This window comes from Rhodococcus sp. Leaf278, assembly GCF_001426085.1.
Classification (GTDB): domain Bacteria; phylum Actinomycetota; class Actinomycetes; order Mycobacteriales; family Mycobacteriaceae; genus Rhodococcoides.
The window spans coordinates 83,965-109,820 of record NZ_LMRR01000011.1 but is presented as its reverse complement, the minus strand read 5'-3'; the positions used below and the strand labels follow the sequence as shown (position 1 = coordinate 109,820).

The following is a 25,856-nucleotide window of genomic DNA, read 5'->3' as shown; positions in this document are numbered from 1 at the left end:
TTGACGATGAAACCACAAGCACTGCAGCCTTTTTCAGAGCACTGGGATTGGCAGATGAATGCCGCCTGCCGCTCCATGCCGGTCTCGATGTTCTACCCGCCCCTGGGGCTTCGGGGATATTCGCTGAGAAGCCTGGAGCGACAGGCCAAGCTCGTGTGCAACCGATGCCCTGTGGTCGTGCGCTGCCTGCAACACGCACTCGACACGGACGAAAAGCATGGCGTCTGGGGTGGATCGACCGCACACGAGCGGTCCGCGATGGCTCGCGTCAACCCTGCCGAGCGGCGTTCGCAACGATGACGTCGCGAAGGTACTGCGCCAAGCCTGAGGCAATACCGTTGTAGTGCTTGGCAAATCGCTCGTCGGCGATATACATCTCCGCCAGGTTCACCTGCATCTCGTAACCGCAGTCGTAGTACCGCTCGATCGATGCCCGATGACGCTCGGCCAGTTCCCCGGCCTCGGCTGAATCAGGCGACACACCGCGCTGCATCGCGGCCGCGAGATCCGCTTCCAGTAGGTCCGTCTCTTCCTTGACGGCCTTCCAATCGTCCTTGGTGAACGACGCCGTCCGCTGCTGCGACTGCTTCCACTCCTCGGTCTCGCCCCAGCGTTGCTCGGCTTCCTCGGCGTACTCCTCACCGGGCCAGTTGTCGCCGAATATCTCGCGCTGCTCCTCGGGAGTCAGTTGCATACCCATCTTCTTCGCCTCCATCATCTTGTCCACGGCCGCAGCCATTGCGTGCAAGTGATCGATCCGCTCGTTCAGCAAGTCGCGCTGCCGACGTAGATGCGCCATCGCGTCGACCGCCGGATCATCGAGCAACGCTGCAATGACCTCGAGCGGAAACCCGAGTTCGCGGTAGGTCAGTACCTGATGCAACCGCTCGACATCGGCCGACGAATACGTCCGGTAGCCCTTGGGGGTTCTTCCCGACGGCACCACCAGCGCGATCTCGTCGTAGTGGTGCAGCGTTCTGACGCTGACACCCACCAACTTCGAGACCGCGCCGACTTGCATGCCGGCCCGGACGTCGACAGAACTGTGTGCGGAAGAATCACTCACGAAGGACACTGTGCTGCCTCCCGTGGCGTGAGGGTCAAGCCTCTGGCCCTCCCCGGGTCGTTCCGCAGGCTCCACTCCTAGCGAACCACGCGTTCGCAGCCGGAGGTCGGCACGCCGGCGAGGCGCTGCGCGAGCCAATCGTAAGCGCCGGGACGGCCGTTGGACTGGGCAAGGGTGTGGTCGCCGGGGACCAACTCGAGATGCACCGACGCGCCGGCCGCGCACCACTGGTCCTGCACGGCCTCGGCACCTTCCTTGGGAATGAGGAAGTCCTGCAGGCCCTGATAGATGTACACCGGTGCCTCCGGCTTCGTCTGGCCCATGCGGTTCTCTTCGACGATGGCCCTGGTGATCGGATGCTCGAAGACGCCAGGGACGCTGAGGTTTCGCTGGTCCAACAGCAGTAGTCCGGTGTACGACAACACATCTACGCACTGATCCTTCTGCGCCAGAGCCAGTCGCTTGCCGTTGTCGTTGGCGAGCTGCCGCATCTCGGGGTACTCCCGCGACAGTCCGATCGTCGCCGCGGTGAACAAGCCCGATCCGATCTGGCCGTTCAACGAGGTCTGCAGAATCTTGTAGTCGGTCGGCGGGCCGCCGAACGCAACGCCTGCGATGTTCAGCTCGGGTGCGTACTCGGGTGCCAACTGCGCCGCCCAGCCCGAGGCGATAGCACCGCCGGAATAGCCGGTGATGCCGATCGGCGCATCCGAGCTCACACCGGCACTTCGGGAGGCACGGAGGCCGTCGAGCACGGTGTGTCCGGAAACGAGACCGGCCGAGTAGGCCTGCCGGGGGCCTTGATAGTCGGTGACGACCACTGTGTAGCCGCGATCGAGCAGGATGCGTACCTGGTCGATCTCCTTGTTGTTGCCCCGCGGGAGGGTGTACGACGGCGCGCACGTGTTTCCGAGCGAATCCGTTGCCTCGTTGTAGGCGATGACGGGCCGGTCACCGCCTCCGGTCCACGGCGCGTTGGGAGTCAGTACCGTCGTCGTCGCCGCGATGGGCATGTTCTTGGAGTCGGTCGAGCGAAACAGCAACTGCACCGAGGACGCCCCGGGCGTCACCGCGACATCTCGTCGGTTGAGCACTGTTCCCGGCTGGAGACTCTCGTATCCGGCAGGCGGATCGAACCATGGATCACCGAGTGAGGTGGGGAGATACGCAGCCGGATCGCTCGGCGGCGAGATGAAGTCCTGTAGTGGATCGGCCTGGGCCGACCCTGTGAACGACAGCATCAATGCTGCTGCTCCGGCCAGAACTAGTGCCTTGCGCATGGATTCCCCACCCTGTTGCTTCCGAACGCCCCGACGTCGGAGTAGACCACCGCCCATCGTGCCACAGGGTTCGGGGAATTCGGCCCTGTGAACTGAGCCGAAGACCAGGTAGGTTGTCTGTTACTCGAAACACTACTCATCAGTAGGGATGCAAAAATGCCTGCTCCGTCCACTGCGACCTTCTCTCGGCTCGCTGATCTCATCGCCATTCCCGACGCCGAATCGCGGCCGACCAAGACGATCACCGAGGTGTTCACCGGTAAGGAGCTGGCGACCATCCCGGTCGGTACCGCGGCCGATGCGACGGCAGCGATTGCACGCGCTCGTGCAGCTCAGGCCGCATGGGCCAAGCGACCCGTGTCCGAACGTGCCGAGATCTTCCACCGCTACCGCGACCTGGTACTTGCCCACCGCGACGAGCTGATGGACATGGCACAGGCCGAGACCGGCAAGTCTCGAGCCGCGGCCCTCGAGGAAGTTCTCGACATCGCGATGACCGCGCGGCACTACGCGCGCACCGCCGCGAAGCTGCTGTCACCGAAGAAGGTCACCGGCATGCTGCCGGTGCTGACCAAGACGCGCATTCGGTACCAGCCGAAGGGCATCGTCGGGATCATCTCCCCGTGGAACTACCCGATGACCCTCGCGGTATCCGACGCCATCCCGGCGCTGCTGGCGGGCAACGGAGTTGTCCTCAAGCCCGACAGCCAGACGCCGTACTGCGCTCTCGCGTGCGTCGAACTGCTCTACAAGGCCGGTCTGCCGCGCGATCTGTTCGCCGTGGTGCCCGGTCCGGGTTCGGTAGTGGGAACCGCCTTGGTCGAGAACACCGAGTACGTCATGTTCACCGGCTCCACGGCCACCGGCCAGCTGCTGGCCGAGCAGGCGGGGCGTCGCCTCATCGGTTTCTCCGCCGAGCTCGGCGGCAAGAACGCCATGATCGTCGCCAAGGGAGCCAACCTGCGGGAGGTGTCCGACGCGGCCGTGCGCGCCTGCTTCTCCAACTCCGGTCAGCTCTGCATCTCGATCGAACGCATCTACGTCGAGAAGTCGATCGCCACGGAGTTCACCGAGAAATTCGGCGAGCGAGTGCGCAAGATGACCCTCGGAGCCGATTACGAGTTCGGCATCGAGATGGGCAGCCTCATCTCCGAGGACCAGATCAAAACCGTCTCGGCACACGTCGACGACGCGAAGGTCAAGGGTGCGACCGTGGTCGCGGGCGGCAACGCCCGTCCGGACATCGGCCCGCTGTTCTACGAGCCCACCCTGCTGGCGAATGTCACCGAGGACATGGAGTGCGCGGCAACGGAGACCTTCGGGCCACTGGTGTCGATCTACCCCGTCGCCGACGTCGACGAGGCGATCGAGAAGGCCAACGACACCGAGTACGGACTCAACGCCAGTGTGTGGGCCAAGACCAAGGCGCAGGGCGAAGCCATTGCGGCGCGGCTGCATTCGGGCACCGTGAACGTCGACGAGGGCTACGCGCCGACGTGGGGAACCACCGGCGCGCCGATGGGCGGGATGGGCGTGTCCGGAATGGGCCGCAGGCACGGCACCGAGGGCTTGCTCAAGTACACGGAATCGCAGACCATCGCGACCACGCGTCTGCTCAATCTCGGTGGACCACGCGGACTTCCGCCGAAGCTGTGGGCGAAGATCATGCCGCCGTTCGTCAAGGCACTGAAGTACATCCCGGGCCGTTAGACAGGCCCACAGTGTCGATGACGGGGGAGTTTCTACGTCTTTCGTAGGATCGAGATGCTCAGGGCCCTGCAGTAGATCGAGTCGGTGTCGATCGAGTCGGCACCGACTCGATCGAACATCGGCCACGACTGCAGATCGATTCCCTCGTCGTCGAGTGCAGTCGTGGGTATGTCCCACACCGTGTTTCCGGTTCTGACGTCGATGCCTCGAAGTACCTCGGGACCGAAGAGAGTGGCGACGTCGCCGTCCAGTGCGCCGACCTCCGCGAATCTCCCGGCCTCGCGACTCCACAGAACGCTGCCGGTGTCGAGATCGATTCCGGATTCGGTGGCCGTGTCGTTGTTGCGGAGCAGTGCCACCGAACCGGCGACGGCGTAGGCGAGTCCGTTCGTTTCCAGGAACCTTGCGGCGGGTCCCGAGATGTCTGCCGGAACAGCCCAGACCAGATCGTCGTTGGTCCACACCGGATCGGGATTCGGCGGCAGGTAGCCGCCGGTACCGAGCAACACGGGGTCGGCTTCCGACGGCGCATCGAACGTGGGCTGCTGCACGGTGACGGAATCTGTTGCCGCAAGTACGGACCCATCGGTGTTCACCACCTCCGAACCCGTGATTGAGCTGGGGTCGGAGCAGTCGGTCCGTGTCACCCGTACTCTGCCGTCGAGCGAGGCGGTTCCGGACCGAGCGCAGTCGGGAGCTGTTCTGGACCAGAGGTTGTCGCCGGTGTCGAGGTCGAAGGCGAACAGGCCATGATCGTCGTCGAACAGTCCGATTCCGTTCTCCGTGTGCAGTGTGGAGACCGACTGCGGGTTCGCCGAATCGAACTGCACCGACCAGTCCGCGTCAAGATCGTCCGCGGTGCCGCGCGATACCGTCGGCTTGTCATCCCCATCGGCCGCCGCATGCGAGGTGTAGACATGGCCGCCGGCCGTCGTCAGATTCGTGATGGGGAATGCTGCGTCCCGCGTCGTCGATTCTCCGGATTCACCGTCGACAGTGAGGATTTCGGAACCCGAGCCGCGATAGCAGACGATCTGTCCGTCGACGAATTCCTCGCCGCAACCGATGACATCGTCCGCGGGAACACGCCAGCGCTCCGCCCCGTCGGCTATGTCGAGGCCAACCAGGCTGGCGTCCACGTACTCTCGTCCGTTCGGACGGCCGAGGAGGGTGACGACGGTGGACCCGTCGGTGATGGAACCGGATTGCATCGAATCGGTCCGGCTGCCTCGCACGGGATCGCGGAACTGTCCGTCCGGCACGTCGAGGTCCGAGGGCGAGAGTGTCCATCCCAGACCGGGTGCTGCTCCGGTGGCACCGTCGACCGGGGTGCCCGGAGGAGGCGGTTGCTTCTCTGTTGCACACGATGCACAGGCAAGTGACGCTGCCAGGACCGCCGCGGCGAACTGGAGACGACGTGTCATGGAAGGTGCTCCCGGGAAAAAGGTGGGCGGTCTGCTCTGTCAGCATAGAGAACGAAAATTCCCCGCACTCCTGATGGGGTGCGGGGAATCTCTCGTGGGTGTCGGACCTAGTTGACGCTGTGGCCGTTCAGTCCGGCATTCGCGTAGTGATTGCGACTGTCGGGAATGTGGTTGTCTCCCAACACTCGAGCCACCTGCTGCTCGCTGAGTCCGAGTCGGCGGAGTCGCTCGCACACTGCGTCGAAGTCGAGCATCTTGGCGTCGAGCTCCTGCTGTAGCTCGATTACCTCGGCGCGAATGGCCTCGGCCTCGTCGAGTGCGGTCAGCGTGTCCTCGGGCTGCGGCAACAGCAGCGCGAGCAGTCGATCACGGGCATCGGTGCTCAGACCGTCGAAGGGACGCTGGCCGGGCTGGGCTTCGTGCCGGCCCTCGTTGCGACGCTCGAAGCGACGCTCGTTTCCGTACTCCGCTCCGACGTAATCCTGAGTCGCCCCGAAGGACGGGATCTCGGCGAGCTGCTCCCCACGCTCGGGCTGCTGGGCGCTGCTCTCGAGTTCGGGCTTGTCGAGATCGGTGACGGGACCCTGTGCGGGGGTGGAGGCAATGTCGATCGTCTGTCGCAGTGGGCGATTCGGGATGAAGATCACTGCGATCAGGGTGACGATGGCTACGAAGCCGGCGATCATGAAGATTCGTCCGGTCGCATCACCGTAGGCGGTGCGGATGACATTGACGATCGGTTCGGGCAGAGCGGTGAGGTCCAGTGACCCACCGCCGCTGGCCGAGCTGTCCACGCCGAGCTGAGCCAGGCCGGATGCCGACTTCTCGGCGACCCGGGTTGCGAGCAGCGAACCGAGAACCGAGACGCCGATCGCGCCGCCGAAGGTACGGAAGAAGGCAACCGTCGACGATGCTGCACCGACGTTCTGCACGCTGACCGTGTTCTGCACTGCCAGAACGAGATTCTGCATCAGCATGCCCGTACCGAGGCCGACGATGGTGATGAAGATGCCGACCGTGACCAGGCTGGTGGCGTGATCGATGGTGCCCAGGAGCAGGAATCCGACGACCAGCAGAACGGAACCGGTCACGATGAACGGCTTCCACTTACCGAACTTGGTGATGAGCTGACCGGAGCCCACGGAGGCGACGAGCATGCCGAACACCAGTGGGATGGAGAGCAATCCGGCCTCGGTGGGGGTGTAGCCGCGAGCGGTCTGGAAGTACTGGCCGAGGAAGGTGGTGGCTCCGAAGAGGCCGACGCCGACGGCGATGGATGCGACGATGGCGAGGCCGGTGGTGCGCTCGGTGACGATCTTGAGCGGGATGATCGGCGACTTGTGCCGAGCCTCGACGATGACCGTCAGGATGAGCAGAGCGACGCCGCCGCCGACGAGGTAGGCGGTCTCACGGGAGATCCAGTCGTAGTAGTCGGCCTTGCCGGCGAACGAAACCCACACGAGGAGAACGGAAACGCCTGCAGTGAGCAGAAGCGCGCCGAGCCAGTCGATGGAGACGTTGTCCTTGCGGACGGTCTTGATGTGCAGCGTCTTCTGCAGCAGGCCGAGTGCGATGACAGCGAGCGGCACGCAGACGAAGAAGCACCAGCGCCAGCCGAGGGGGCTGTCCACGATGACGCCGCCCAGAATGGGGCCACCGGACATCGACACGGCCATGACTGCGCCGGTGTAACCCGAGTAGCGACCGCGATCACGCGGGGAGACGATGGTGCCGATGATGGCGATGACGAGTGCCGTCAAACCACCCATGCCGATACCCTGCACCACGCGAGCGGCGAGCAGCAGCGGAACGTTGTGCGCAAAGCCGGCGATCAACGAACCCGCGACGAAGATGACGATCGCGCTCTGAACCAGGACCTTCTTGTTGAACAGGTCGGCGAGCTTGCCCCAGATGGGCGTCGACGCGGCGTTGGCCAGGAGCGCGGTGGTGATGACCCAGGCGTACGCGGTCTGCGAGCCCTGCAGGTCACCGATGATGGTCGGGAGTGCGGTCGAGACGATGGTGGTGCTCAGCAGCGCGGTGAACAGCGCGGCCAGCAGACCGGTGAGGGCTTCGAGGATCTGGCGGTGCGACATCGCATCGGGATCGACGACTGCCTGATTTGGCGGATTCTCCGCTGTTGTGGTCATGTCTTATCTCGCAATCAATTCAATGCGGGCCACGTCCTGGTGCTGGGCGTGGGCGTCTTCGGTGAACGTGTCGTTGAGCTTGCGGATGGAATCGAGAGCATCGAGTGCCTCGGTTTCACTCCACTCGCTCAACATCTCTGCCAGGCGACGAGCTCGCCTGTCCCAAATCTGTTTCAGTCGAGCCTGGCCGTCGTCCGACACGCAGACCCGAGACGCTCTTCTGTCGTCCGGATCGGGATGACGATCGATGTAGCCGAGGTCGACGAGGTCCGCGATCTGCCGGCTGAGGGCGGACTGGCTGACGCAGAGCCTGCTGGCGAGGTCGGTCTGTCTGCATTCACCCTCGGTCGCGAGGATGGCCAGAACTCCGGTCAGCGCCTGCGGCAACGGTGAATCCTCGACTCCGGTGGTCACGGCCCGCTTCAGCGTGCGCCCGAAGAGGAAGACCTCTTCGACGAGCGATTCCGCTGTCGTGGATTGAACTGCCATGAGTACTCCAACGCTGAGTTCGATTTACTTGCTGTCTGCAACCATATATATACATACATGCGCTAAGCAAACAATATTCCTGTCTGGTGGGTCACAGTGCTGGAGCCGGATCGATTCGCGGTCGAGGGTGCCGCCCAGTGCGCGTAGAAGGTGGCTAGTGCGCGTAGAAGAACGAGCGGCGCACGGACAAGCCGACCGTCTCGCCCACCTCGGGCCGCCGACCACGCGTCGAGCAGCGGAAGTCGACGTCGCCGCAGTGGATCAGTACGTCGCTCGCGTCGCGCCCGAACAGCGAGGAGGTGACGGTGCCGCTGATGTCGCCGGTGCCGTCCATGGACCCGGCCACGATGTCTATGTCGGTCGGCAGGATTGCGAGCGTCCCGGGACCTGTGCCGTCGGCGGTCAGCGTGAGGGAGCCCGAAGTGAAGGTGCCGTCCGCGACAGCGCCGTCGACGAGGGTGGCGTCGGACAGGAAACGGGCGACGAACGCCGATTCGGGGGCACGCACGACGTCCTCCGGGGTCCCGATCTGCGCGATGGTGCCCTGATCGAGAACCACCACTCGGTCTGCGAGGGCGAGTGCCTCGGTGCGATCGTGGGTGACGTGTACGACGGTCAATCCGGCTGCCCGTGTCAGCGCCCGAAGCTCGAGGCGAAGGCGATCGCGAAGAGGCTCGTCCAACGCCGACAGGGCTTCGTCGAGGAGCAGTGCCCGCGGTGACGAGACCAGAGCACGCGCGAGCGCGACGCGTTGCCGCTGGCCACCGGACAGTGTCGCCGGGTCCCGCTTCTCGAGCCCCGGCAACCCGACGAGCTCGAGAACGTCGGATACCTTCTTCGCACGTTCGGATTTCGCGACGCCTGCCAGTTCGAGAGGGTACGACACGTTGCGGCCGACAGATCGGTGCGGCCACAACGCGTGCTGTTGGAACACCATGCCCAGCTTGCGTGACTCGGGTGGCGTCGAGAGGCGTTCGCTCGCAACGATATCGGATCCGATTGCGATCGAGCCCGCGGTAGGCGTCAGGAAGCCGGCGACGGTCCGCAACAGTGTGGTCTTACCCGAACCCGACGGCCCGACGAGTGCAACGAACTCACCGTCGGCGACGGCGAGGTCTATACCGTCCAAACCGACTGTGCCGTCGGGGTATCGGAGGCCGAGATTCTCGATCGTGATGGCAGACATCGGATACCTTTTTCTCAGCGTCCGACTCGGGTGGAGGCCACCAGGCCCAGACCTGCGAATCCGACGAGCGCGACGAGTAGGGACAGGGCGGAGGCGGCGTTGTAGTCGCCGGCCTGCTGCAGGTTGAAGATGGATACGCCGAGGGTCTGAGTGCCGGGGGCGACGAGCAGGACCGACATGGTCAGCTCGCGTACTGCCGTGAGGGCAACGAGTACGGCTCCGGTGACTGCGGCGGGAATCGCCATCTTCCACGGCACGTCCCACAGCGAACGAAGATGTGACGCACCGGAGGACCTGGCGACTTCTTCGAGGGCTGTCGGAGTGGAACTCAGTGGCGCTCGTACTGCTTGCACGACGATTGCGAGGAACGCCATGACGTAGGCGCACAGGATGACCCACTTGGTGTCGAACAGCCCGGTGTAGCGGCCGATGATCAACCATCCCACTGCTATCACCAGGCCAGGAATGGCCTGCGGCAACATTGCTGCCAGATCGAGGCCGACGTTGTCGCGGGATCGGGTGCGCGTGGTCAGTACACCGATGGCCAGGCCGAGGAAGCCGCACACGAGTGCCGCCCCGAGTGCCAGGGTCGCCGAATTCTGAATGCCCACCAGGGTTCCCGGTGCGGTGACGGCGCTGTCGATGCTGGCAAGGGTGAGGTTGTCCCAGGTGAGCGGAACGCCGGGGGCCGGAAGCAGTGCTTGGGTGGCCAATGCCAGGATCGGCAGAACCGTGAGGACGAGGCCGAGGACCCATGCAGCAATACCCGCTGGAATTCGACTGCGCCCCAGCGGAAGTAGTTGGCGCTCCGTAACCGCGCCGTCGAGCTGAACGGAGCGACGGCCCAGTATCCGATCCAGTGCTACCGCAACGACGGCCAAGCCGAGGAGTCCGATACCGATGGTGGAGACGACCTCGAGCGGTCGATCCACGGTGCCCGACTGGATGTATCGATAGACCATGGTGGAGAGAGTCACGTACCGCTCGGGCAATCCGATGAGCGCCGGGATGCCGAAGTCGGCGAGGTTGGACACCGCAGTCAACGTGAGCGATGCCAGCAGAGCCGGCCGGAGCAACGGCAGGGTCACGTCGCGCATGGCGCGCCACGGCGATGCGCCGGTGATTCGTGCTGCCTGTTCCAAATCACCCGGTATTCGGCGCAGGGCTGCCGAAATAATGAGGTACGCAAGCGGATACGAGTGGACGGTCAGTAGGAAGATCACGCCGTCGCCGCCGTAGATGTTCCACAGGGGTCCGCCGCCGAACGTCTCGTCCCAGTACGAGTTGATCATTCCGCTCGGTCCGAGCAGGCCCGTCCAAGCGATCGCGCCCACGAACGGCGGAATCAGCAATGGGCTGAGCAGAATCAGACGTAGTACCGAGCGTCCGGGCAGATCGGTGCGATCGAGAACTAGGGCCATGATGGTCGCGATCGCCACCGCCGCGGCCGCCGACAGGCCTGCAGATACGACGCTGTTGGCCGCAGCCGAGGCGATTCCGCCGTCGAGCAGCTCCTGGATATGGTTGCCGCCCAGACCGATCGATACAACGGCGGCCAACGGTGCGCCGATCAGAGCTATGACGGCCAGCCACAGGCAGGCGCGTACCCAGGTGACTCGGTCAGCCAAGAAGATCGTTGAACGTGGCGACGGCATCGGGTTGCGAGGCGGTGATCGTGTCGAGGTCCGGGTTCAGCAGTTCGATGTCGTCGAGCGCGGGTGCGCCCTCCGGCGTGCCCACGTCGGACCGGACCGGCAGGTACTGCTGCTCCACGGCAATTTCCTGACCGCGCTTGCTGACCAGGAAGTCCACGTACTTCTGTGCAGCCTCCTGGTTGGCCGAGTCCTTGAAGATTCCGGCGGGCTCGGAGATGTACGGGACGCCATCGGTCGGGTACGACGCGGCGATGGGCGAGCCCTTCTCGGCCAGCTCGCGCACCAGGTAGTCGACGACGATTCCGACCGGTTGAGTGCCGGCCGCGACGGCCTGTGCGACGGGGCCGTTGCTCTCGGCGACGATCGGCTCGTTGGCAACGAGTTCGGTGAGCCAGGGAAGGCCGAGATCCGGCTGGCCGAGCCAGACCGCTGTGTTGAACGCGGCCGCGCCCGACACGTCGGGATTGGGCAGCGTGATCTTGCCCTTGTACTGGGGATCGGCCAGTTCTTTCCACGACGTCGGAGGCTGCGAGACCGCACCGGTGTTGTACGCGATGACCGTCGGGATGATGCGGGTGCCGACGTAGTAACCGTCGGGATCGACGACGTTGGAATCGAGGGCATCGACGTCGGCCGGTGTGTACTGCAGCAGCAGGTCGTCGGCCTTGTATTTCTCGAACGTCGGAGCGTCTGCTGCGAGCAGAACGTCGGCACCGATGGAACCGGTCTGCCGTTCGGAGGCGATGCGCGCGTTGAGATCGCCCGTTCCGGCACGGAACACCTGCACGTCGATGCCGGGATTTTCGGCGGTGAACTCGGCGTTGAGCGCATCGATCTTGGCCTGCGGTTCCGACGTGTACACCGTCAGGGTGCCGCCGGCACCGCCGTCGCCTCCGGTGCTGTCGGGTGCGGCAGGCTCGGAGCACGAGGCCAGGGTCAGAGCAGCTGCGAGACCGAGGATTCCACCGGTCACGGCGCGACGAGCAATCTTCACTTCAGAGTTCTCCTGAGAAATATCGAACACGGAAGTTCCTCATGCTTCCGACCGTAACCGACGCGCCGGCGTGTGTTGTGAGAATGGAACGTGTCGTAGGGGTGAACGAATCGCCGAGACGTGTGGGCTTTTGGAGCGATACAGTCCGAACATGGACGTTGTGCGCGCGATGCCTCTGCTCACGGTGACCGATCTCGATGCGACGCTGGACGCGTATGTCCAGGTCACTGGCATGGAGGTCGTCATGAACCACGGTTGGATCGCGACGCTCGCGCCGACCGGCGACAGTTCGGCGCAGCTGAGTCTGATCACCACCGACCCCACCGGGCCGGAGAACCCGTCGGCGTCGATCGAGGTGGACGACGTGGACTCGGCCTATCGGGCCGCCGTGGAAGCGGACCTCGAGATCGTCTACGAGATCACCAACGAGGAGTGGGGCGTACGCCGATTCTTCTTCCGCGATGCGGGCGGCAACGTGGTGAACGTGCTCGCTCACATGTGAGATCAGTTGCGGTACAGCAAAGTTCCTCGCAGCACGCCTCGAACGGTGCGGGTGGCGACGGTAACCCAGGCTGCGAGAAGCACCGCGTACAGCACTACGGCGAGGGCGTGGACGGCACCGAAATCGAGGGCAGTACCCAGGGCAGTCGCTCCGGTGACGCAGGTGCCGATGGGAAACGTGAACGACCACCATGTCAGCGAGAATCCCAAGTTCCTGCGTGCCGCGTGCACGGTGAGAGCGGCGGCAAGCGCGAACATCAGCGTGCCGAAGCCGCCCATGATCAGCCCGTAGCCGATGCCGAACACATGTAGTCCGACGGCGATCGACGCCTGTGAACCGATGAACACCATCGAAGCATCGGTGCCGAGTAGGTTTGCCGCAGTGATCGATTGACCTATCAGTCCCAGCGTGATCCACAGGGTGGGAGCTGCGTCGATGGGTGGCAGGCCGCCGTGTAGGAGACGTCCGTAGATCAGTGTCATAGTGAGCATCCCGACGATCAACGACAGACCGAACATCGCGTAACACGCGCACAACAGAGCCAGCCGCCACTGGCCGTCGGGCACATGGGGGAGTAGCAAGGCCCCCGTCGACGCCGACACCATCGGCGGGACGACGGGCATCAACCATGCCGGGAGGGCTGTGACGTCGCGGTGATCGGATGCGGTGATCATTCGATACGGAACGGCGACGCTGGTGAGCAGACCGGCCAGCGTTCCCGTTGCCCACAGGATGGCGAACAGCGCGGTCGACGCGGTGGCTCCGAGCAGATCCGCTCCGAGGAGGCCGGCACCTGCACCGACGGTCAGCAGTGCCATCGGCGGTGCACCGTAGAACTGCATCATCACCGGGTGCCGGGCATAGGCGACGGCCCGGTCGCGATGCGCGATCCAGTGCATGGCGAAGGCCCCGCTCATCACAACCAGCGCTGCAGCTGCACAGATCCAGACAGCGACTGCGAAGACGTGCAGAGCCCGGAACTGTACGGGCAATGTGGCCGCTGCGGTGGCCACGATGCCGGTCCCCATCACTGCGGCGAACCAGTTGGGGGTGATGTGCTCGAAGGCTTGGCGGCGCGTGGCGGTCTCGGTCGAGATCGGGGCGGGGACGGTCACGGTCATGTCTTCAGCGTGCGCGGTGCGGATCATCCCCGGTAGGTACCGATTTGTTCCTTACTCATAACTCCAGGTTATGACTATGCCTTCGCTGCTACCGTCAGCAACTCTGCGGCCGGGCCGGTCGGGACGCGACCGGACGGCCAGATGGCCCTCAGTTCACGGCTCAGTGTCAGTCCTGGGATCGGAATGCGAATCAGAGTTCCGGCGGCCAACTCCGGGGCGACGGCCAAGGAACTGAGTACGGCACCGCCGATTCCTGCGGCGACGGCCGACTTGATGGCCGTGGTCGACGAGACTTCGAGGAGGGCGGCCGTCGGCTGCCCGAGTCCTGCTGCTGCCACGGCATTTTCGTAGGCCGAACGCGTGCCCGAGCCCGGCTCCCGGGTGACGAGCGCGGTGGCGACGATCTCTGTGGCCGACGGAGGGGATCCGACCCACGCGTGACCCGGCGGCACCACGAGTACCAACTCGTCGGAGGCCACGGTCGAATGGTCCAAAGACGAGGGGATGCTGGGGCTTTCGATGAAACCGATGTCAGCGTCGCCCGCCAGGACTTTCTGGGCGACCACCGTGGAGTTGCCCGAGCTCAGAGTCGGCACGATCCGGGGGAGACGCGCGTGCAGCGTGACCAGCCAGCGCGGCAGAAGATATTCCGCGACAGTCTGACTCGCGGCGATCCGAACGTGGCCGATACGTTCGGCATGCAGCGCGGCGATGGCCGTCGCCAAGTCTTCTGCCGACCGAACTACCGGGGCGGCCCAACTTGCGACGAGTTCGCCGAACTCGGTCAACACCGTTCCGCGTGCGCCCCGTGTCAGTAACGGCGCGCCGACGCGGCGCTCCAGCGCACGGATGCGTGAACTTGCTGCCGGCTGCGACATGCCGTGCGCCCGACCCGCTCGCCCGATGCTGCCGAGCTCAGCCACCGACAGCAACAGATCGATGCTGGTGAGGTCGGCAACATGAGGGGGAAGCGGCACACTGCGAGCCTACGGCGGGGCGAGTCAGTACTCGCTGAACAGGTCCAACTCGCCGTCGGGCTCGGGTAGGTCCTCGGTGCTCTCCGCGTCCTCTGTGTCCTCCGGATCGCTGCGCTCGTGCAGCACCGAGCCCACCAGTGCGGTGACGTCGATGGCGGCGGGATCGGGGATCGGATGCCCCTCGACGAAGGCGAGTCGCTCGGCCGACAGGTACGCCAGCCGCACCGCCTGCACGACGAGGACGCGCCGCAGGCCCTCGGAGACCTCTCCCCGTTCACGAGTGACGGCGGCCAAGCGTGAAATTGTCTCGGCGCGGCGTGCGATACGGATGTCGGGGTGCCCGCGCTCACGGCGCGTCTGTTCGGAGATCAGCGACCGGCGCAGCGATGCAGGGAGGGTGATGGGCTCCGAGACCGGCGGAATCTTCTCGTTGAGGATCGCCTTGTGTCGCGATTCGGCGATGGCCTCGAGGTACGCCGTGTACTCGTGGGCATTGAGATCTCGCTCGGCGGCGCGGAATTGCTCTGCGCCATCGGACTTCTTGAGATCCTCGTACTGCCACAGTGGCCAGATCTCGATCTCGGCGACCTCGAAGACATCGAGCACCCGCATCGCAACGGCGTCGGTTCGCTGGTTGGTCAGGTGCCGCTGCACCCGGACGCTGAGCTTCTCCTTGGTCTGCCCCACGTAGATGGGCTCGCCGTCGTAATCGTAGAACGCGTACACGCCCCACTTGGCCGCCGACCAGACGCGACCCCGATCGTCCTTCTCGCTCAGCGCTTCTCGTAGAGCCGTGCGAAAGGACTGCACGTCGTCTGCCGGCAGGGTGCTCTTTCGCGGCGCGACGGCAGACGCGCGCAGCGAGGACTTACCGTGACTGGACATGTGTCACAGACGAATTCGATGCGCTCAGTGTCCCGGTGACCAGCGGCATCAGGTAGTGCTCGGCCAGCCATGCGACCACGGGAACACACACTGCGTCGCCGAAACCGAAGAGCGCCTGATTGTTTCGTAGACCATCGAGCGTGTAGTCGCCGGCACCCATCAGACGCGCGTACTCCACCGGTGTCATCCAGCGCACCTGCAAGCGGCCGTTCCCCATCTTGACGACGGCCTGCTTCGAGGAGCCGCCGCGGGCGGTACGCAAGCAGCCGGAGATGTCGTCGGGTCGAGCCTCCCAGACGGCGACGCCGTTACGAGTGCGACGGTAGGCGGTGCGGTAGCTGACCTTGCGGGCCTTCTTCAGGATATCGATGCGCTGCAACTGAATCGGCGACAACGAGTGCACGAACGCCGCGGTGCGGTCGGCATCCCACCACCGCGAGTCTCGGTAGTCCATGCGCTCGACCACGTCACCGAGACCACTGGTCAACGGAATCGGTGGACTCGGCAACGGAGCCCGGTGGGTCAGCAACGTCGAATCGCCATACACGGCCTGCAGCCAATCGGGGCGCAGTTCACTGTTGGGATCGCGGGCGTCCTCGGGCGGATTCTGCGCACCGATCAAGAACAGGCGCGGACGCGACTGCGGGACGAAGCGTCGAGCATCGATGGTCAACACATCCACCGAGTAGCCGAGCTCGTTGAGTTCTCGGACCGCTGCGGCCAGATCGTCTCCACCGTGACTGGTGGCCAGGCCGACGACGTTCTCCAGTGCCACGACCTCGGGGCGAGCAGCACCGAGCTCGCCCAGCACCCGCGTGAAATGCCGGAACGTCGACGAGTTCTTGCCCGCGAGACCGGCCCGGCCGCCGGCCAGCGACAGGTCGGTGCACGGAAACGATGCCCATGCCAAGGACAAGCCCTCGGGCAGATCGCGACCGCGGGTGGAAGCGACATCACCGAGCTGAAAATGGCCGGAGTCGTCACCGAAGTGTTGGCGATACATCTGGTGCTTGTCGCGCTCGATGTCGTTGGCCCAGCGAACCTCGAAACCGGCCTGCTCCAAGCCCATTCGGACGAGACCGATGCCGGCGAAGAACTCTGCGACCGTGGGGATACCGTCGACCGAGGACGCCGAAGAACCACTCGGCACCACAGTCAACTTCGGCATGCACCCAGGCTAGTACAGAGGACCGACAAGGTTTCGGCTACTGCCGGCTCACGCCGTGGTTGCCAGCGCCGCCGCCAAGCCGAAAGCCACGGCCATCAGACACACATGCGAGGCTGCACGGCCGAGTGAGTACTCCGCGGTGGATCGGTGTGCGACGGCGCTGGGCAACCACGTCCCTCGGATTCGGTGGGCCACAGCGACGAGGATCACGGTGATCAGAACCTTGGCGAGAACGATTCGGCCGTAACCGGTCTCGATTGCGGCGGCGACGCTGTCCAGCTTGAGGACCGCGTCCAGCACGCCGGTGCCTGCGACTGCGATGACGCACCAGAAGGCGATCCTCGAGTAGACCGGCAACAGCGTCGCCCAGGCGGATTTGCTCCGCAGACTCAGCGCCATCGCACCGAGAACTCCGAGCCACACCGATGCGAACAACACATGCACCGCAACGGCAATGGAGCCGAACGCGAACTGAGACATGTGCCCGGTGATCGGGCGCGCGACCAAGGCGAGTGAGGCCAACACGATCACCGGTGTCGGAGACCAGTCTGCCTCGCGTCGATAACCGGCCACTCCGATGGCGCACAGGGCGAGCGCAAGAATCACCGTCGCCGTCCCCAGCCGACCGACGGAGATCTCGGCCGCAAACGACATGAATGCGCTCGGCGACAACGTCAACGGGCTGCGGCCGGCAGAATCCGCAGCGGCCGCCATGAGCAGAACGAACTCGGCAACCGCCCACAGCCCCGACAGGTATCCGATCGCTCGCCACATCACCAGCGGGTCGACGGCGGGCCGTCCGGATTCGGAATTGCTGTCCATCACAGCGAGAACGCCGAACCCCAACACCACCGAACCCGAGGCCACCGCGATCACCCGCAGCCACGACGACCCGCCGGGGAAGGTGGGGTAGGCGAGCGCGAATGCTGCCGCCACCCCCAGCACGGCCGCGGCTGCGGCGGCGAGCACCAGCCGAACGCTTCTCTCGCTCACCGCAGCCACGTCGGTTCTACTTCTTGGTCTTCGGCTTGCGCAGGTCTTGTGGCTTCCGCAGCGCAAACCCCAACGCGCCGGCGAAGGCCAGAACCGCAACCACGATCAACACGATGTGTCCGTAGCCGCCGAGGAACCCGCCGCCGGACTCTTCCGCGGTGCCCGACGCGTCGGCCGGTGCCCCCGGCGTTCCCGAACCTTCCTGAGTGAGCGTGAACGTCGCAGTACCGCTCACCGGATGTCCGTCGGCCGAGGTGATGCGATAGGCGAGCGTGTAGTCGCCGGTCGGTCCCAGCTCTCCGACGTCGACGACAACACTCTGCCCTTCGATGCGGGCGTCGCCCTTCGACCAGATGTTGCCGTCGGGTCCGACGACGTTGAGCGTGGCGAACTGAGACTGCGGCACCTCGTTGAACGTCACCGAGGCCGTGGCCGGAGACGCGTCGAGGGAGGAGCCGTCGGCCGGGCCGTACCCGGTGACCTGCGAGTGCGCCGACGCGATCGGGGCGGCGATCAGCAGTGTCAGCAGCGCCACGACGAATACCTTCGCAGAAAAGCCCAGCGCCCTCACGAGCGCCGGGCCCGGATCGTTGCACCGATGCCGAGGCCTGCGCCGATGGCTCCGAGTACCAGTCCGACTCCGGCGAGCCAGCGGGCCGTGTTGTCCGATGCCGTGGCGTCCGATGCGGATGTCTCGGTGGTCTCGGTGGTATCCGAGTGGGTGCCACCATGCGCGTCGCCGCTCGCGGCTGCGAGAGTCAGTGTGGGTGAAGGCAATTCGGGCTCGCTGCCGTCGTCGGTCATCGGCTCGTCCCAGTTCACGACTTCACCGTCGGTGTAGGTCTGCGTGGCAGGGAAGGAGACTGTCTCCTCCTCGGGCAGGGGGCCCGCCGAGAGCAGGAACTGCTGGAACTGGCCGGGGCCGACCTCGGCACCGGGGTTCGCCGTCCACGTCACCGACACTGCGAGATCGGCCGAGTCCTTCTCGACGGTGGACGTCCAGCCCGGGATGGGCTGCGTACGAGCAGAATTGAGGCCGGGCAGTGCGACCTTGACCGAACTGGTCGAGGCGGTGTCGGACTCGGTGGGAACACGGAACGTCAGAACCGAATAGCCGCCCTGCTCAGCGTCGGGAGCAGAGACGACGACGTGTGCCGATGCTGCGCCTGCGCCGATCAGCAACGCACCGACGGTAGCCCCGGAGACGAACAGGGCACGGGAAATAGAACTCTTCATGGGTGTTGGGTCATTTCTGTACGGAGGTGAAAACGATGATGTCGCGTCAGAGCCGCAACATCGGGGGCCCACGACGAGAAATGACCCAGTCCAGGGCGGTGCCGTGCACCGACGGCATCGCCACGGAGAATCGGACGCGACCGACGGCGGAACCGTCGGGCAGGGGAGTGAGAAGCGCGAGAACGGCACGGACGATGGAGGTGATCGGTCCGTAGAGGCGTTCGGCGGCGGCGATCAACATCGCAGCGACCACGGACGCGGCGGCGTGGAAGGCGATCATCGCCGTGCTGGGGAGTAACGAGTGGCTGTGCAGCATGCCGGGCATGTTGCCCAGGCTCAACGCGACGTGGGCGAGAAGTTGGCCGCCCATCAGGGCCGGGAGCAGTACCGTCGACCGTCTCGGTACTGCCGTCATGGCCCCGATACCGATGCTGACGACGACCAGCAGAGTCAGAGCGGTTCCGTCGGGCCAACCGCCGCCGGCCATGCCGTGCGCGGCCACCGCGAGCGCGGCGGTGACGCTACCGACAGCTCCGCCGCGCAGCGGTGCGGCGGAGGCGTCGGTCATCGTGTGAGCAGTGCGTTCAGCGCACGCCGAGGCGGGCCAGCAGATCGGCTTCGATGCCGTCGAGCTCTGCGGAGATGGCCGCGTGGGCGGTCTTGCGACGAGCGGGCGGCATCTGCTCGGACGCGCGCACAGCGGTCGTCAGATCGTCCAGGCGCTCGCTGATGGCGGCACCGAAACTCTTGGTCTCGGGATCCGAGTGGCGGGCACCGATGGTGCTGAGCGACTTCTCGGCACCGGCGATGCGGGCACTGAGCTTCCCGCCGTGGCCGGTGAACTCGCTGAGCTGATCCGGTGCAACACCCATCTGCTGCGCTTTGCGGCTGTCCAGCTGCCCCCGGACGACGGTGGCTGCGCGGTAGGCGATGGGAGCGAGCACCGGCAACAACAGCCGAGCGATACCGAGGTACTTGCGGATCTGCGCCACGTTGAGCGAGCCCGCAGCGGCAGCCTTCTGCTGCGCCCGCAGAGCCGAGACCTGCGCCTTCTCCACGTTCTTCTGCGACTTGGCCTCCACCGCGCTGAGCTTGCGCTGCGCCTTGGCGATCGACTTCAACTGCTTGCGCTCGTTCTTGGCGCCCAGCTTCGCTTCCAGAGTGGCCTTGTGCTTGAGAGCCTTGGCCTCTGCCTTGCGAGTGGCACGACCCTTACGCTTACGGAACAAACCCATCGACAAGGCTCCTGACATGTACTGCTCGGCGGAAACGGTGCGTTTCTCATACCTTATCGGGCGCTGATCCGTGCAGGCTGTCGGAGGGCTGACCTAGTGTCTTGAAGTGTGAACGGTCAACGAGGTGCGCCAGTCTCATCTCCCGTGCTGCTCGACGCCGGATCGTTGACGCGGTGCCGTCATCGGCTCTACCTGGATACCGCCTACGGATCGTTGCTGCGCGGCGAGCCCGAGAACCCGGGTGTGCGCCAGCGCCGGGAAGCAGCGCAGGCGCACCGCGAGAACATCCGCACGCAGTTGGCCGTGGCGGATCCGATGCAGTGGACAGAAATCGACGAGCCGACGGCCCGTGCCGCGGCCGATGCCACCGTCGCGGCCTGCCGGGCCGGAGTCGAGCGGATCTGGAACGCAGTGCTGCCACTCGAGCGCGATACCGGTCGGCGTGGCCGTAGCGAACTTCTGGTGCGCGACGCGTCGGGCGGATACATCCCGGTGATCGTCGTCAACCACAAGGTCACCGATCCGGGACGCGGCGCGCGAACGACCTCACTGACGCAGTGGGCCCCGGCCGTCGACGAGACCCGGAAGGTGCGCAGTCAGTTGCGGGACCAGCTTCGGCTCGCCCACCTGTTCCGCATGCTGGCCCACGAGGGTTTGGCAACGTCCACGCCTGTCGGCGGTGCGGTGGGCTATCGCGGCGACTGCATGCTCGTCCACGACCTGACAACCGTGCTCGGCGAATACGACACGCGTTTCGCAGACCGGCTCGCTGTGGCCCGAGGTAGCGCGTTCACCGTTCCCTCGCAGGTGAGCGAATGTCGTTCGTGTGCATGGTGGTTCGACTGCAAGCCGCAGCTGGTAGCCGTCCGTGACGTGTCGCTTGTCGCGTCGGGTTCGCGGGCGGACGTTTTGCGCGCTGCGGGCGTGCGCACCATCGACGAGTTGGCGCAGTGGACGGGTCCGGCTCCGGAGGAGTGGCCGTTCGGAAACTTCGACGACGCGGTGTCCGCGGCGCTGGCCTGGCGAGCCGACGTACCCCTGCTTCGGCGCTCGGAGACCGTCTCGGTGCACCGGGCCGATGTCGAGGTGGACGTCGACATGGAGAGCTACCAGGAACACGGTGCCTACCTGTGGGGCACGCTGCTCACCGAAGTGGGTGGCCCGCCGGCGACGTATCGAGGCTTCGTCACCTGGGATCCGCTGCCGACCGTCGACGAGGGTCGCTCGTTCGCGGTGTTCTGGAACTGGTTGATGGACACCAGGGCCGACGCAGCTGCACGCGGTAAAACCTTTGCGGCGTATTGCTATTCGCGTCAAGCCGAGGACAAATGGTTACTCGATTCGGCCCGCCGATTCGCCGACGTACCGGGGGTGCCCACCGAGGCGCAGATCCGCGAATTCATCGACAGCGAGCAGTGGGTGGACGTCTATCAGGCCGTGAGCGATCAATTCATCTGCCCGAACGGCAAGGGCCTGAAGAAGATTGCTCCCGTCGCGGGGTTCGCGTGGCGCGACGACGAGGCCGGCGGTGAGGCGTCGATGGGGTGGTACCGCGAGGCCGTCGGCTACGACGCGGATCCCGACCACACCCAGCGTGAACGGCTGCTCGTCTACAACGAGGACGACGTGTTGGCGACAAAAGTGTTGCGCGAGTGGATGACCGACCGCGCCGAGAAGGAGATCCCGACCGTAGCGGACCTGCGCGCTCGCGCGTGACCCCGCCTGGAGAAGCGGGGTCACGCGCAGCGACGGGTGTCTAGCGCGGAGCCATGCGGATTGCGCCGTCCATCCGGATGGTCTCGCCGTTGAGGTAGTCGTGCTCGGCGATCATCTGGACCAGCTGGGCGTACTCGCCGGGCTGAGCCAGGCGAGAGGGGAACGGCACCGAGGCCTCGAGGCCCTGACGGTATTCCTCGGTCACGCCGGCGAGCATCGGGGTGTCGACGATGCCGGGGGCGATGGTGTTGACGCGAATGCCCACCTGAGCGAGGTCGCGAGCCGCGGTGATGGTCATCGCGTGCACGCCGCCCTTGGAGGCGGTGTAGGCGATCTGGCCGATCTGGCCCTCGAACGCGGCCACCGACGCGGTGTTGATGACGACGCCGCGCTGGCCTGCGTCGTCCACGGTCGACTGCGACTGCATCCGGTTCGCGGCCAGCCGCATCACGTTGAACGTACCGAGCAGATTGATGGTGATGACGGTGCGGAACAGCTCGAGATCATGCGGTCCCTTCTTGGACAGGATGCGCCCTGCCCAGCCCACGCCCGCGCAGTTGACGACGATGCGCAGCGGTACACCCGATTCGACGATGGTGTCCAGTGCGGCCTCGACCTCGGCCTCACTGGTGACGTCGGCGGGAATGAGGGTCACGCCATCCGGGACGCTGTCGCCGGCGCGTTCGATGGACTGGGGCAGGTCGAGGCCGAACACGGTGACGCCCGCCGCGGCCAGACGTGCGGCCGTTGCGGCTCCGAGGCCCGACGCCCCACCGGTGACAAGTGCTGCTGTTCCTGAAATCTCCACGTCGTACGATCCCCTTCGTTCACGGCGGCGGGCCACGGCACAGGCTGCGACCTCGTAGTCGCTTGCACCATAACCGGCGGGGCACCTCACCCACCCTCAGGCGCCCTGAAGGGGACTTACTTGATCCCGCTGCGCGCGAATCCGGCGATGAAATACTTCTGGAAGAACAGGAACAGCAGCGCCATCGGCACGACGTTGATCAGCGCGAACGCCATCGTGGCACCGTAATCGCTGTTCGCCTGACCCTGGAGGTACAGCAGGCCGATGGGGAGCGTGAACAGCTCGTTCTCCCGCAGCGCGATCAGCGGCCACGCGAAGTCGTTCCACGACTGCAACAGACTCATGAAGGCGAGGACGGCGATGAGCGGCCCCGACAGGGGCAGCACGACGCGTCGGAAGATCTGCCAGTGTCCGGCACCGTCGAGCCGAGCGGCTTCGAGCAGCTCACGGGGTATGCCGAGCATGAACTGGCGCGCGAGGAACAGCCCGAATGCCGACGCCGAACTCGGCAGGATCACCGCCCAGTACGTGCCGTACAGGCCGAGCCCGACGACGATGCGGAACAGCGCCACCATGATCACCTGCACGGGCAGCACCAGAGTGGCCAGCGCGATGAAGAACAGTGGTGTGGAGAATCGGAACTTCAAGTGCGCGAACGCATATCCTGCGAGCAGACTCGTCACCACGGTGATGATCGTGACCACGACGGCGATGGCGATCGAGTTGCCGAGCCACGTCGCGACCGGGAACGAGTCGAACACGCGGGTGACGTTCTCCCACGTCACCTGGCGTGGCCACAGTCGCAGTTCGCCACCGCCCAGCAACTCGCCGCGAGTCGAGAACGCCACTGCGAGCATCCAATACAGCGGCGCTATGGTGATCAGCCCGATGACGGCGATGATCACGGTGCGTAGCACCAGTCCCCGGCGAGCGGATGCGCTTGCGGGCCTGCTCATTCGACCAGATCCTTCGTTCGGCTCGCGCGCCACTGCGCGGCGGCGAAGGTGAGAGCGAACAGGAACAGCACCATTCCGATCGATGCGGCGTAACCCTGGTCGCGGGTGACGAAGCCTGTCTCGTAGGCGTACGTGACCAGCACCGACGTCGCCCCGCCCGGTCCGCCGCCGGTGAGGACGAAGACCAGATCGAACACCTGGAACGAGTAGATGACGTTGAGCACCAGCAGGAAGAACGAGGTGGGACCGAGCAGGGGCACCGTCACGTTGCGAAAACGCTGGAATGCGTTCGCGCCGTCCAGCCGCGCCGCCTCGTACAGATCCGGCCCCAGGCCCTGGAGTCCGGCCAGGTAGATCAGCATGTTCAACCCGGTACGCCACCACACGGTGGCGATGACGATCGACGCGAACGCCGGTCCGGGGGAGGACTGCCAGTCGATGGCAGGCAAACCGAGGAAGCCGATCAGATTGTTGAGCACGCCCGAGTTCTGGTCGAACACCAGGATTCCGATCAGGCCGGTCGCCACGCCCGAGACGGCCATCGGCAGGATCACCAGTGAGCGCCACAGCGGCCGCGCAGGTAGGGCGGAATTGAGCAGTACCGCAGCGATCAGACCGAACAGCATCGACAGCGGCGTCACCAGCGCGGTGAACACCAGCGTATTGATCAGTGCCCGCCAGAACAGCGGATCCTCCACCAGGCGTGCGTAATTGGCAGCCCCGACGAACTCGCCGGCACCGAATCCGTCCGTCTGCTGCAGGCTGACGACGAACGCGGCGACGAGGGGAACGAGCACGAACACGGCCAGCAGTGCGTAGCTGGGGGCGAGAAAGCCCGCGGCCGCGAATGCTTCTTTCCTGGCCCCGGCACGCTTGGTCTTGGTCTTCCGGTCGGGCTCGAGTTTCTGCTCGGCCCGGGTGATCGGTGTGGCCGTCATGCGCCGGTGACCCCGGCGATTCCGCTCTGCAACGCAGACACGGTGGCGGCGGAGTCCTGCGAGCCTGCGAACGCGAGATCGAGCTGCTCCTTGAGCACCGGAATGATTCCCGACATCGAGGGCGATGCCACCTGGGCCGCATCCTGCGGCTGCACGGTGGTCGCCTGCGCCGCGAAGATCGGGGCCAGCTCCGACCGGATATCGAACTCGAGGTCGGAGTTGAGCAGGTCGGTGCGCGTGGGCAGCAGCGACGCGGACTTGCAGAAGTTGCGCATCTGCTCCTGCTGGGTGACGAACTCGAGGAACGACGCCGCCAGCTCGGGCTGCGAGGTCTGCGATGTCGCAACCAGTGCGTTGCCGCCGAAGTCGCCGCCGCCCCGGCGATCTCGCGGTGCGTATGTGGCCGTCCAATCGAAACTTGCCGTGGCATCGGCGTCGGGCAATTGGAACGCACCCGACCACACCATGGCCACCGATTGCGAGAACCACGCCTCGCTGGCGTAGCTCGACGAGGCGATGGTGTTGTTGGCAGGCACGTAGCCCTTCGAGAAGAAGGACGACGAGAATTCGACGGCTCGGCGAGCCTCGTCGGAGTCGATCAGTGGCGTCTTCTGATCCTCGGCCAGGAACGCACCGCCGGCTTGGAACAACAGGCTCAGCCAGCGGGTGACACCGTTGCCCTGCCAGTTGTAGGCCCACGGATACTTGTCGGCCGGCAGCGAGGAACGCAGCCGATCGCCGATCGACGCCAGCTCGTCCCACGTCCAGGCGTCGTCCAGGGTTGTTGGAACGGAGTCGATACCGGCCTGCGACAACAGGGTTCGGTTCACCAGGATTGCCGACGTGTCGGTGTGGTGCGGCAGGCCGTAGGGGATCCCGCCGTTCTGCACTGCAGCCCACGCCGTGGGCGTGAACTGATCCCGCGTGTCCGACGCCAGCAGCGGCGACAGATCCAGCAGCTGTCCACGGCCGGCATACGCGCCGAACGTGTAATACGGAACGCGGAAGATGTCGGGTGGATTACCCGCCTGCAGCTGGGCGTCGATGTTGGTGAACATCTGCTCGTACGGCACCGCATTCAGGGTGATCGTCGACCCGGGGTTGGCCGCCTCGAACGCGCTGATCGAGGCCCGGAAGCCGGCCAACTCGGCGTCGGTGCCCCACGTGGTGAACGTCAGCGTGCCCTCGGCCTGCTGTGACGGGCTGGACTTGACGAAGCCGCACCCGGCCAACAGCAGCGGCACCGCGGCGGCACCGGATCCGATCAGGAACGATCGACGATCGAGAGGCATGGTGGGGCTCCGTTCGGCATCAGTACAGACCTACTGGTCCGCCGAAGAGTAACCACGCCGGTCTCGGTCCAAACC

General features: G+C 65.4%; 25 protein-coding genes. 4 read left to right on the top strand and 21 right to left on the bottom strand.

Going from position 1 to position 25,856, the window contains the following annotated elements; translation table 11 throughout:
- Positions 1-6: 6 nt before the first annotated feature.
- The gene (locus tag ASG84_RS26920) at positions 7-300 is read left to right on the top strand and encodes a WhiB family transcriptional regulator (RefSeq protein ID WP_082520952.1); all 294 of its coding nucleotides are present in this window, start codon (positions 7-9) and stop codon (positions 298-300) included.
- On the opposite strand, the gene ASG84_RS12565 is transcribed toward ASG84_RS26920, so the two are convergent.
- Together ASG84_RS12565 and ASG84_RS12560 are read right to left on the bottom strand one after the other, a co-directional pair.
- On the bottom strand, positions 269-1,021 hold the full coding sequence (locus ASG84_RS12565) for a MerR family transcriptional regulator (protein WP_057477374.1): 753 nt from the start codon (positions 1,019-1,021) through the stop codon (positions 269-271). The two genes, ASG84_RS26920 and ASG84_RS12565, sit on opposite strands and share 32 nt — an antisense overlap.
- A gap of 122 nt (positions 1,022-1,143) precedes the next feature.
- On the bottom strand, positions 1,144-2,346 hold the full coding sequence (locus tag ASG84_RS12560; RefSeq protein WP_235581642.1) for a lipase family protein: 1,203 nt from the start codon (positions 2,344-2,346) through the stop codon (positions 1,144-1,146).
- Positions 2,347-2,502: 156 nt separating this feature from the next.
- Here ASG84_RS12560 and ASG84_RS12555 point away from each other — a divergent pair, with 156 nt between their 5' ends.
- Positions 2,503-4,056 carry a succinic semialdehyde dehydrogenase gene (locus ASG84_RS12555; protein ID WP_057477371.1) on the top strand — a complete coding sequence of 518 codons (1,554 nt, stop codon included), beginning with the start codon at positions 2,503-2,505 and terminating at the stop codon, positions 4,054-4,056.
- A 32-nt stretch (positions 4,057-4,088) separates the two neighbouring features.
- On the opposite strand, the gene ASG84_RS12550 is transcribed toward ASG84_RS12555, so the two are convergent.
- The 6 genes from ASG84_RS12550 to ASG84_RS12525 form a co-directional block, all read right to left on the bottom strand.
- Positions 4,089-5,480: an outer membrane protein assembly factor BamB family protein gene (locus tag ASG84_RS12550; RefSeq protein ID WP_057477369.1), complete on the bottom strand. Its 1,392-nt coding sequence runs from the start codon at positions 5,478-5,480 to the stop codon at positions 4,089-4,091.
- A gap of 107 nt (positions 5,481-5,587) precedes the next feature.
- A complete protein-coding gene (locus tag ASG84_RS12545) occupies positions 5,588-7,630 on the bottom strand; it encodes an MDR family MFS transporter (protein ID WP_057477367.1) in 2,043 nt (680 codons plus the stop codon).
- Between the two features lie 3 nt (positions 7,631-7,633).
- The gene (locus ASG84_RS12540; protein WP_057477365.1) at positions 7,634-8,119 is read right to left on the bottom strand and encodes a MarR family winged helix-turn-helix transcriptional regulator; all 486 of its coding nucleotides are present in this window, start codon (positions 8,117-8,119) and stop codon (positions 7,634-7,636) included.
- Between the two features lie 154 nt (positions 8,120-8,273).
- Positions 8,274-9,305 carry an ABC transporter ATP-binding protein gene (locus ASG84_RS12535; protein WP_057477363.1) on the bottom strand — a complete coding sequence of 344 codons (1,032 nt, stop codon included), beginning with the start codon at positions 9,303-9,305 and terminating at the stop codon, positions 8,274-8,276.
- A gap of 14 nt (positions 9,306-9,319) precedes the next feature.
- Positions 9,320-10,960 (bottom strand): ABC transporter permease, encoded by a 1,641-nt coding sequence (locus tag ASG84_RS12530; RefSeq protein ID WP_057477362.1) that lies wholly within the window; start codon positions 10,958-10,960, stop codon positions 9,320-9,322.
- Positions 10,926-11,948: an ABC transporter substrate-binding protein gene (locus ASG84_RS12525; RefSeq protein ID WP_057477439.1), complete on the bottom strand. Its 1,023-nt coding sequence runs from the start codon at positions 11,946-11,948 to the stop codon at positions 10,926-10,928. The genes ASG84_RS12530 and ASG84_RS12525 overlap by 35 nt, the downstream gene beginning before the upstream one ends.
- A 157-nt stretch (positions 11,949-12,105) precedes the next feature.
- On the opposite strand from ASG84_RS12525, the gene ASG84_RS12520 reads away from it, so the two are divergent.
- Positions 12,106-12,456, top strand: a complete 351-nt coding sequence (locus ASG84_RS12520) for a VOC family protein (RefSeq protein ID WP_057477360.1) — start codon at positions 12,106-12,108, stop codon at positions 12,454-12,456.
- A gap of 2 nt (positions 12,457-12,458) precedes the next feature.
- Here the strand turns inward: ASG84_RS12520 and ASG84_RS12515 are convergent, their stop codons facing one another.
- From ASG84_RS12515 to ASG84_RS12475, 9 genes are all read right to left on the bottom strand, one after another.
- Entirely contained in the window at positions 12,459-13,577 is a 1,119-nt protein-coding gene (locus ASG84_RS12515; RefSeq protein WP_057477437.1) for a TDT family transporter, read from the bottom strand.
- A gap of 74 nt (positions 13,578-13,651) precedes the next feature.
- Entirely contained in the window at positions 13,652-14,554 is a 903-nt protein-coding gene (locus tag ASG84_RS12510) for a LysR family transcriptional regulator (protein WP_057477358.1), read from the bottom strand.
- A gap of 24 nt (positions 14,555-14,578) precedes the next feature.
- Positions 14,579-15,439 (bottom strand): GIY-YIG nuclease family protein, encoded by an 861-nt coding sequence (locus tag ASG84_RS12505; protein WP_156399493.1) that lies wholly within the window; start codon positions 15,437-15,439, stop codon positions 14,579-14,581.
- Positions 15,423-16,607: a DNA cytosine methyltransferase gene (locus ASG84_RS12500; protein ID WP_057477356.1), complete on the bottom strand. Its 1,185-nt coding sequence runs from the start codon at positions 16,605-16,607 to the stop codon at positions 15,423-15,425. The genes ASG84_RS12505 and ASG84_RS12500 overlap by 17 nt, the downstream gene beginning before the upstream one ends.
- 48 nt (positions 16,608-16,655) lie before the next feature.
- Complete coding sequence (locus ASG84_RS12495; protein ID WP_156399492.1) at positions 16,656-17,600, bottom strand: copper resistance D family protein; 945 nt, start codon at positions 17,598-17,600, stop codon at positions 16,656-16,658.
- 16 nt (positions 17,601-17,616) lie between these two features.
- Positions 17,617-18,171, bottom strand: coding sequence for an MprA protease, GlyGly-CTERM protein-sorting domain-containing form (mprA, locus tag ASG84_RS12490; RefSeq protein ID WP_082520951.1), 555 nt, complete (start codon positions 18,169-18,171; stop codon positions 17,617-17,619).
- Positions 18,168-18,836: a YcnI family copper-binding membrane protein gene (locus tag ASG84_RS12485; RefSeq protein WP_057477353.1), complete on the bottom strand. Its 669-nt coding sequence runs from the start codon at positions 18,834-18,836 to the stop codon at positions 18,168-18,170. The genes mprA and ASG84_RS12485 overlap by 4 nt, the downstream gene beginning before the upstream one ends.
- Before the next feature lie 46 nt (positions 18,837-18,882).
- Positions 18,883-19,404 carry a hypothetical protein gene (locus tag ASG84_RS12480; RefSeq protein ID WP_057477351.1) on the bottom strand — a complete coding sequence of 174 codons (522 nt, stop codon included), beginning with the start codon at positions 19,402-19,404 and terminating at the stop codon, positions 18,883-18,885.
- Positions 19,405-19,420: 16 nt separating this feature from the next.
- Positions 19,421-20,071 carry a DUF6474 family protein gene (locus ASG84_RS12475; protein ID WP_057477349.1) on the bottom strand — a complete coding sequence of 217 codons (651 nt, stop codon included), beginning with the start codon at positions 20,069-20,071 and terminating at the stop codon, positions 19,421-19,423.
- Between the two features lie 147 nt (positions 20,072-20,218).
- Here ASG84_RS12475 and ASG84_RS12470 point away from each other — a divergent pair, with 147 nt between their 5' ends.
- A complete protein-coding gene (locus ASG84_RS12470; protein ID WP_057477431.1) occupies positions 20,219-21,787 on the top strand; it encodes a TM0106 family RecB-like putative nuclease in 1,569 nt (522 codons plus the stop codon).
- Positions 21,788-21,827: 40 nt separating this feature from the next.
- Here ASG84_RS12470 and ASG84_RS12465 read toward each other — a convergent pair whose 3' ends face one another.
- From ASG84_RS12465 to ASG84_RS12450, 4 genes are all read right to left on the bottom strand, one after another.
- Positions 21,828-22,595: an SDR family NAD(P)-dependent oxidoreductase gene (locus ASG84_RS12465; protein WP_057477348.1), complete on the bottom strand. Its 768-nt coding sequence runs from the start codon at positions 22,593-22,595 to the stop codon at positions 21,828-21,830.
- Positions 22,596-22,711: 116 nt separating this feature from the next.
- Positions 22,712-23,551: a carbohydrate ABC transporter permease gene (locus ASG84_RS12460; protein ID WP_057477347.1), complete on the bottom strand. Its 840-nt coding sequence runs from the start codon at positions 23,549-23,551 to the stop codon at positions 22,712-22,714.
- A complete protein-coding gene (locus ASG84_RS12455; protein ID WP_057477346.1) occupies positions 23,548-24,489 on the bottom strand; it encodes a carbohydrate ABC transporter permease in 942 nt (313 codons plus the stop codon). The genes ASG84_RS12460 and ASG84_RS12455 overlap by 4 nt, the downstream gene beginning before the upstream one ends.
- The gene (locus ASG84_RS12450; protein ID WP_057477345.1) at positions 24,486-25,781 is read right to left on the bottom strand and encodes an ABC transporter substrate-binding protein; all 1,296 of its coding nucleotides are present in this window, start codon (positions 25,779-25,781) and stop codon (positions 24,486-24,488) included. Before ASG84_RS12450 ends, ASG84_RS12455 begins: the two co-directional genes overlap by 4 nt.
- Positions 25,782-25,856: the final 75 nt, after the last annotated feature.

What these genes read in the sequence shown, in the direction of transcription:
- ASG84_RS12550 (WP_057477369.1), bottom strand. Translation starts at nt 5,480, where the DNA reads ATGACACGTCGTCTCCAGTTCGCCGCGGCGGTCCTGGCAGCGTCACTT.
- ASG84_RS12485 (WP_057477353.1), bottom strand. Translation starts at nt 18,836, where the DNA reads ATGAAGAGTTCTATTTCCCGTGCCCTGTTCGTCTCCGGGGCTACCGTC.
- ASG84_RS12460 (WP_057477347.1), bottom strand. Translation starts at nt 23,551, where the DNA reads ATGAGCAGGCCCGCAAGCGCATCCGCTCGCCGGGGACTGGTGCTACGC.
- ASG84_RS12500 (WP_057477356.1), bottom strand. Translation starts at nt 16,607, where the DNA reads ATGCCGAAGTTGACTGTGGTGCCGAGTGGTTCTTCGGCGTCCTCGGTC.
- ASG84_RS12450 (WP_057477345.1), bottom strand. Translation starts at nt 25,781, where the DNA reads ATGCCTCTCGATCGTCGATCGTTCCTGATCGGATCCGGTGCCGCCGCG.
- ASG84_RS12530 (WP_057477362.1), bottom strand. Translation starts at nt 10,960, where the DNA reads ATGCCGTCGCCACGTTCAACGATCTTCTTGGCTGACCGAGTCACCTGG.
- ASG84_RS12565 (WP_057477374.1), bottom strand. Translation starts at nt 1,021, where the DNA reads ATGCAAGTCGGCGCGGTCTCGAAGTTGGTGGGTGTCAGCGTCAGAACG.
- ASG84_RS12475 (WP_057477349.1), bottom strand. Translation starts at nt 20,071, where the DNA reads ATGGGTTTGTTCCGTAAGCGTAAGGGTCGTGCCACTCGCAAGGCAGAG.
- ASG84_RS12455 (WP_057477346.1), bottom strand. Translation starts at nt 24,489, where the DNA reads ATGACGGCCACACCGATCACCCGGGCCGAGCAGAAACTCGAGCCCGAC.
- ASG84_RS12535 (WP_057477363.1), bottom strand. Translation starts at nt 9,305, where the DNA reads ATGTCTGCCATCACGATCGAGAATCTCGGCCTCCGATACCCCGACGGC.
- ASG84_RS12560 (WP_235581642.1), bottom strand. Translation starts at nt 2,346, where the DNA reads ATGCGCAAGGCACTAGTTCTGGCCGGAGCAGCAGCATTGATGCTGTCG.
- ASG84_RS12540 (WP_057477365.1), bottom strand. Translation starts at nt 8,119, where the DNA reads ATGGCAGTTCAATCCACGACAGCGGAATCGCTCGTCGAAGAGGTCTTC.
- ASG84_RS26920 (WP_082520952.1), top strand. Translation starts at nt 7, where the DNA reads ATGAAACCACAAGCACTGCAGCCTTTTTCAGAGCACTGGGATTGGCAG.
- ASG84_RS12520 (WP_057477360.1), top strand. Translation starts at nt 12,106, where the DNA reads ATGGACGTTGTGCGCGCGATGCCTCTGCTCACGGTGACCGATCTCGAT.
- ASG84_RS12480 (WP_057477351.1), bottom strand. Translation starts at nt 19,404, where the DNA reads ATGACCGACGCCTCCGCCGCACCGCTGCGCGGCGGAGCTGTCGGTAGC.
- ASG84_RS12505 (WP_156399493.1), bottom strand. Translation starts at nt 15,439, where the DNA reads ATGTCCAGTCACGGTAAGTCCTCGCTGCGCGCGTCTGCCGTCGCGCCG.
- ASG84_RS12515 (WP_057477437.1), bottom strand. Translation starts at nt 13,577, where the DNA reads ATGACCGTGACCGTCCCCGCCCCGATCTCGACCGAGACCGCCACGCGC.
- ASG84_RS12545 (WP_057477367.1), bottom strand. Translation starts at nt 7,630, where the DNA reads ATGACCACAACAGCGGAGAATCCGCCAAATCAGGCAGTCGTCGATCCC.
- ASG84_RS12555 (WP_057477371.1), top strand. Translation starts at nt 2,503, where the DNA reads ATGCCTGCTCCGTCCACTGCGACCTTCTCTCGGCTCGCTGATCTCATC.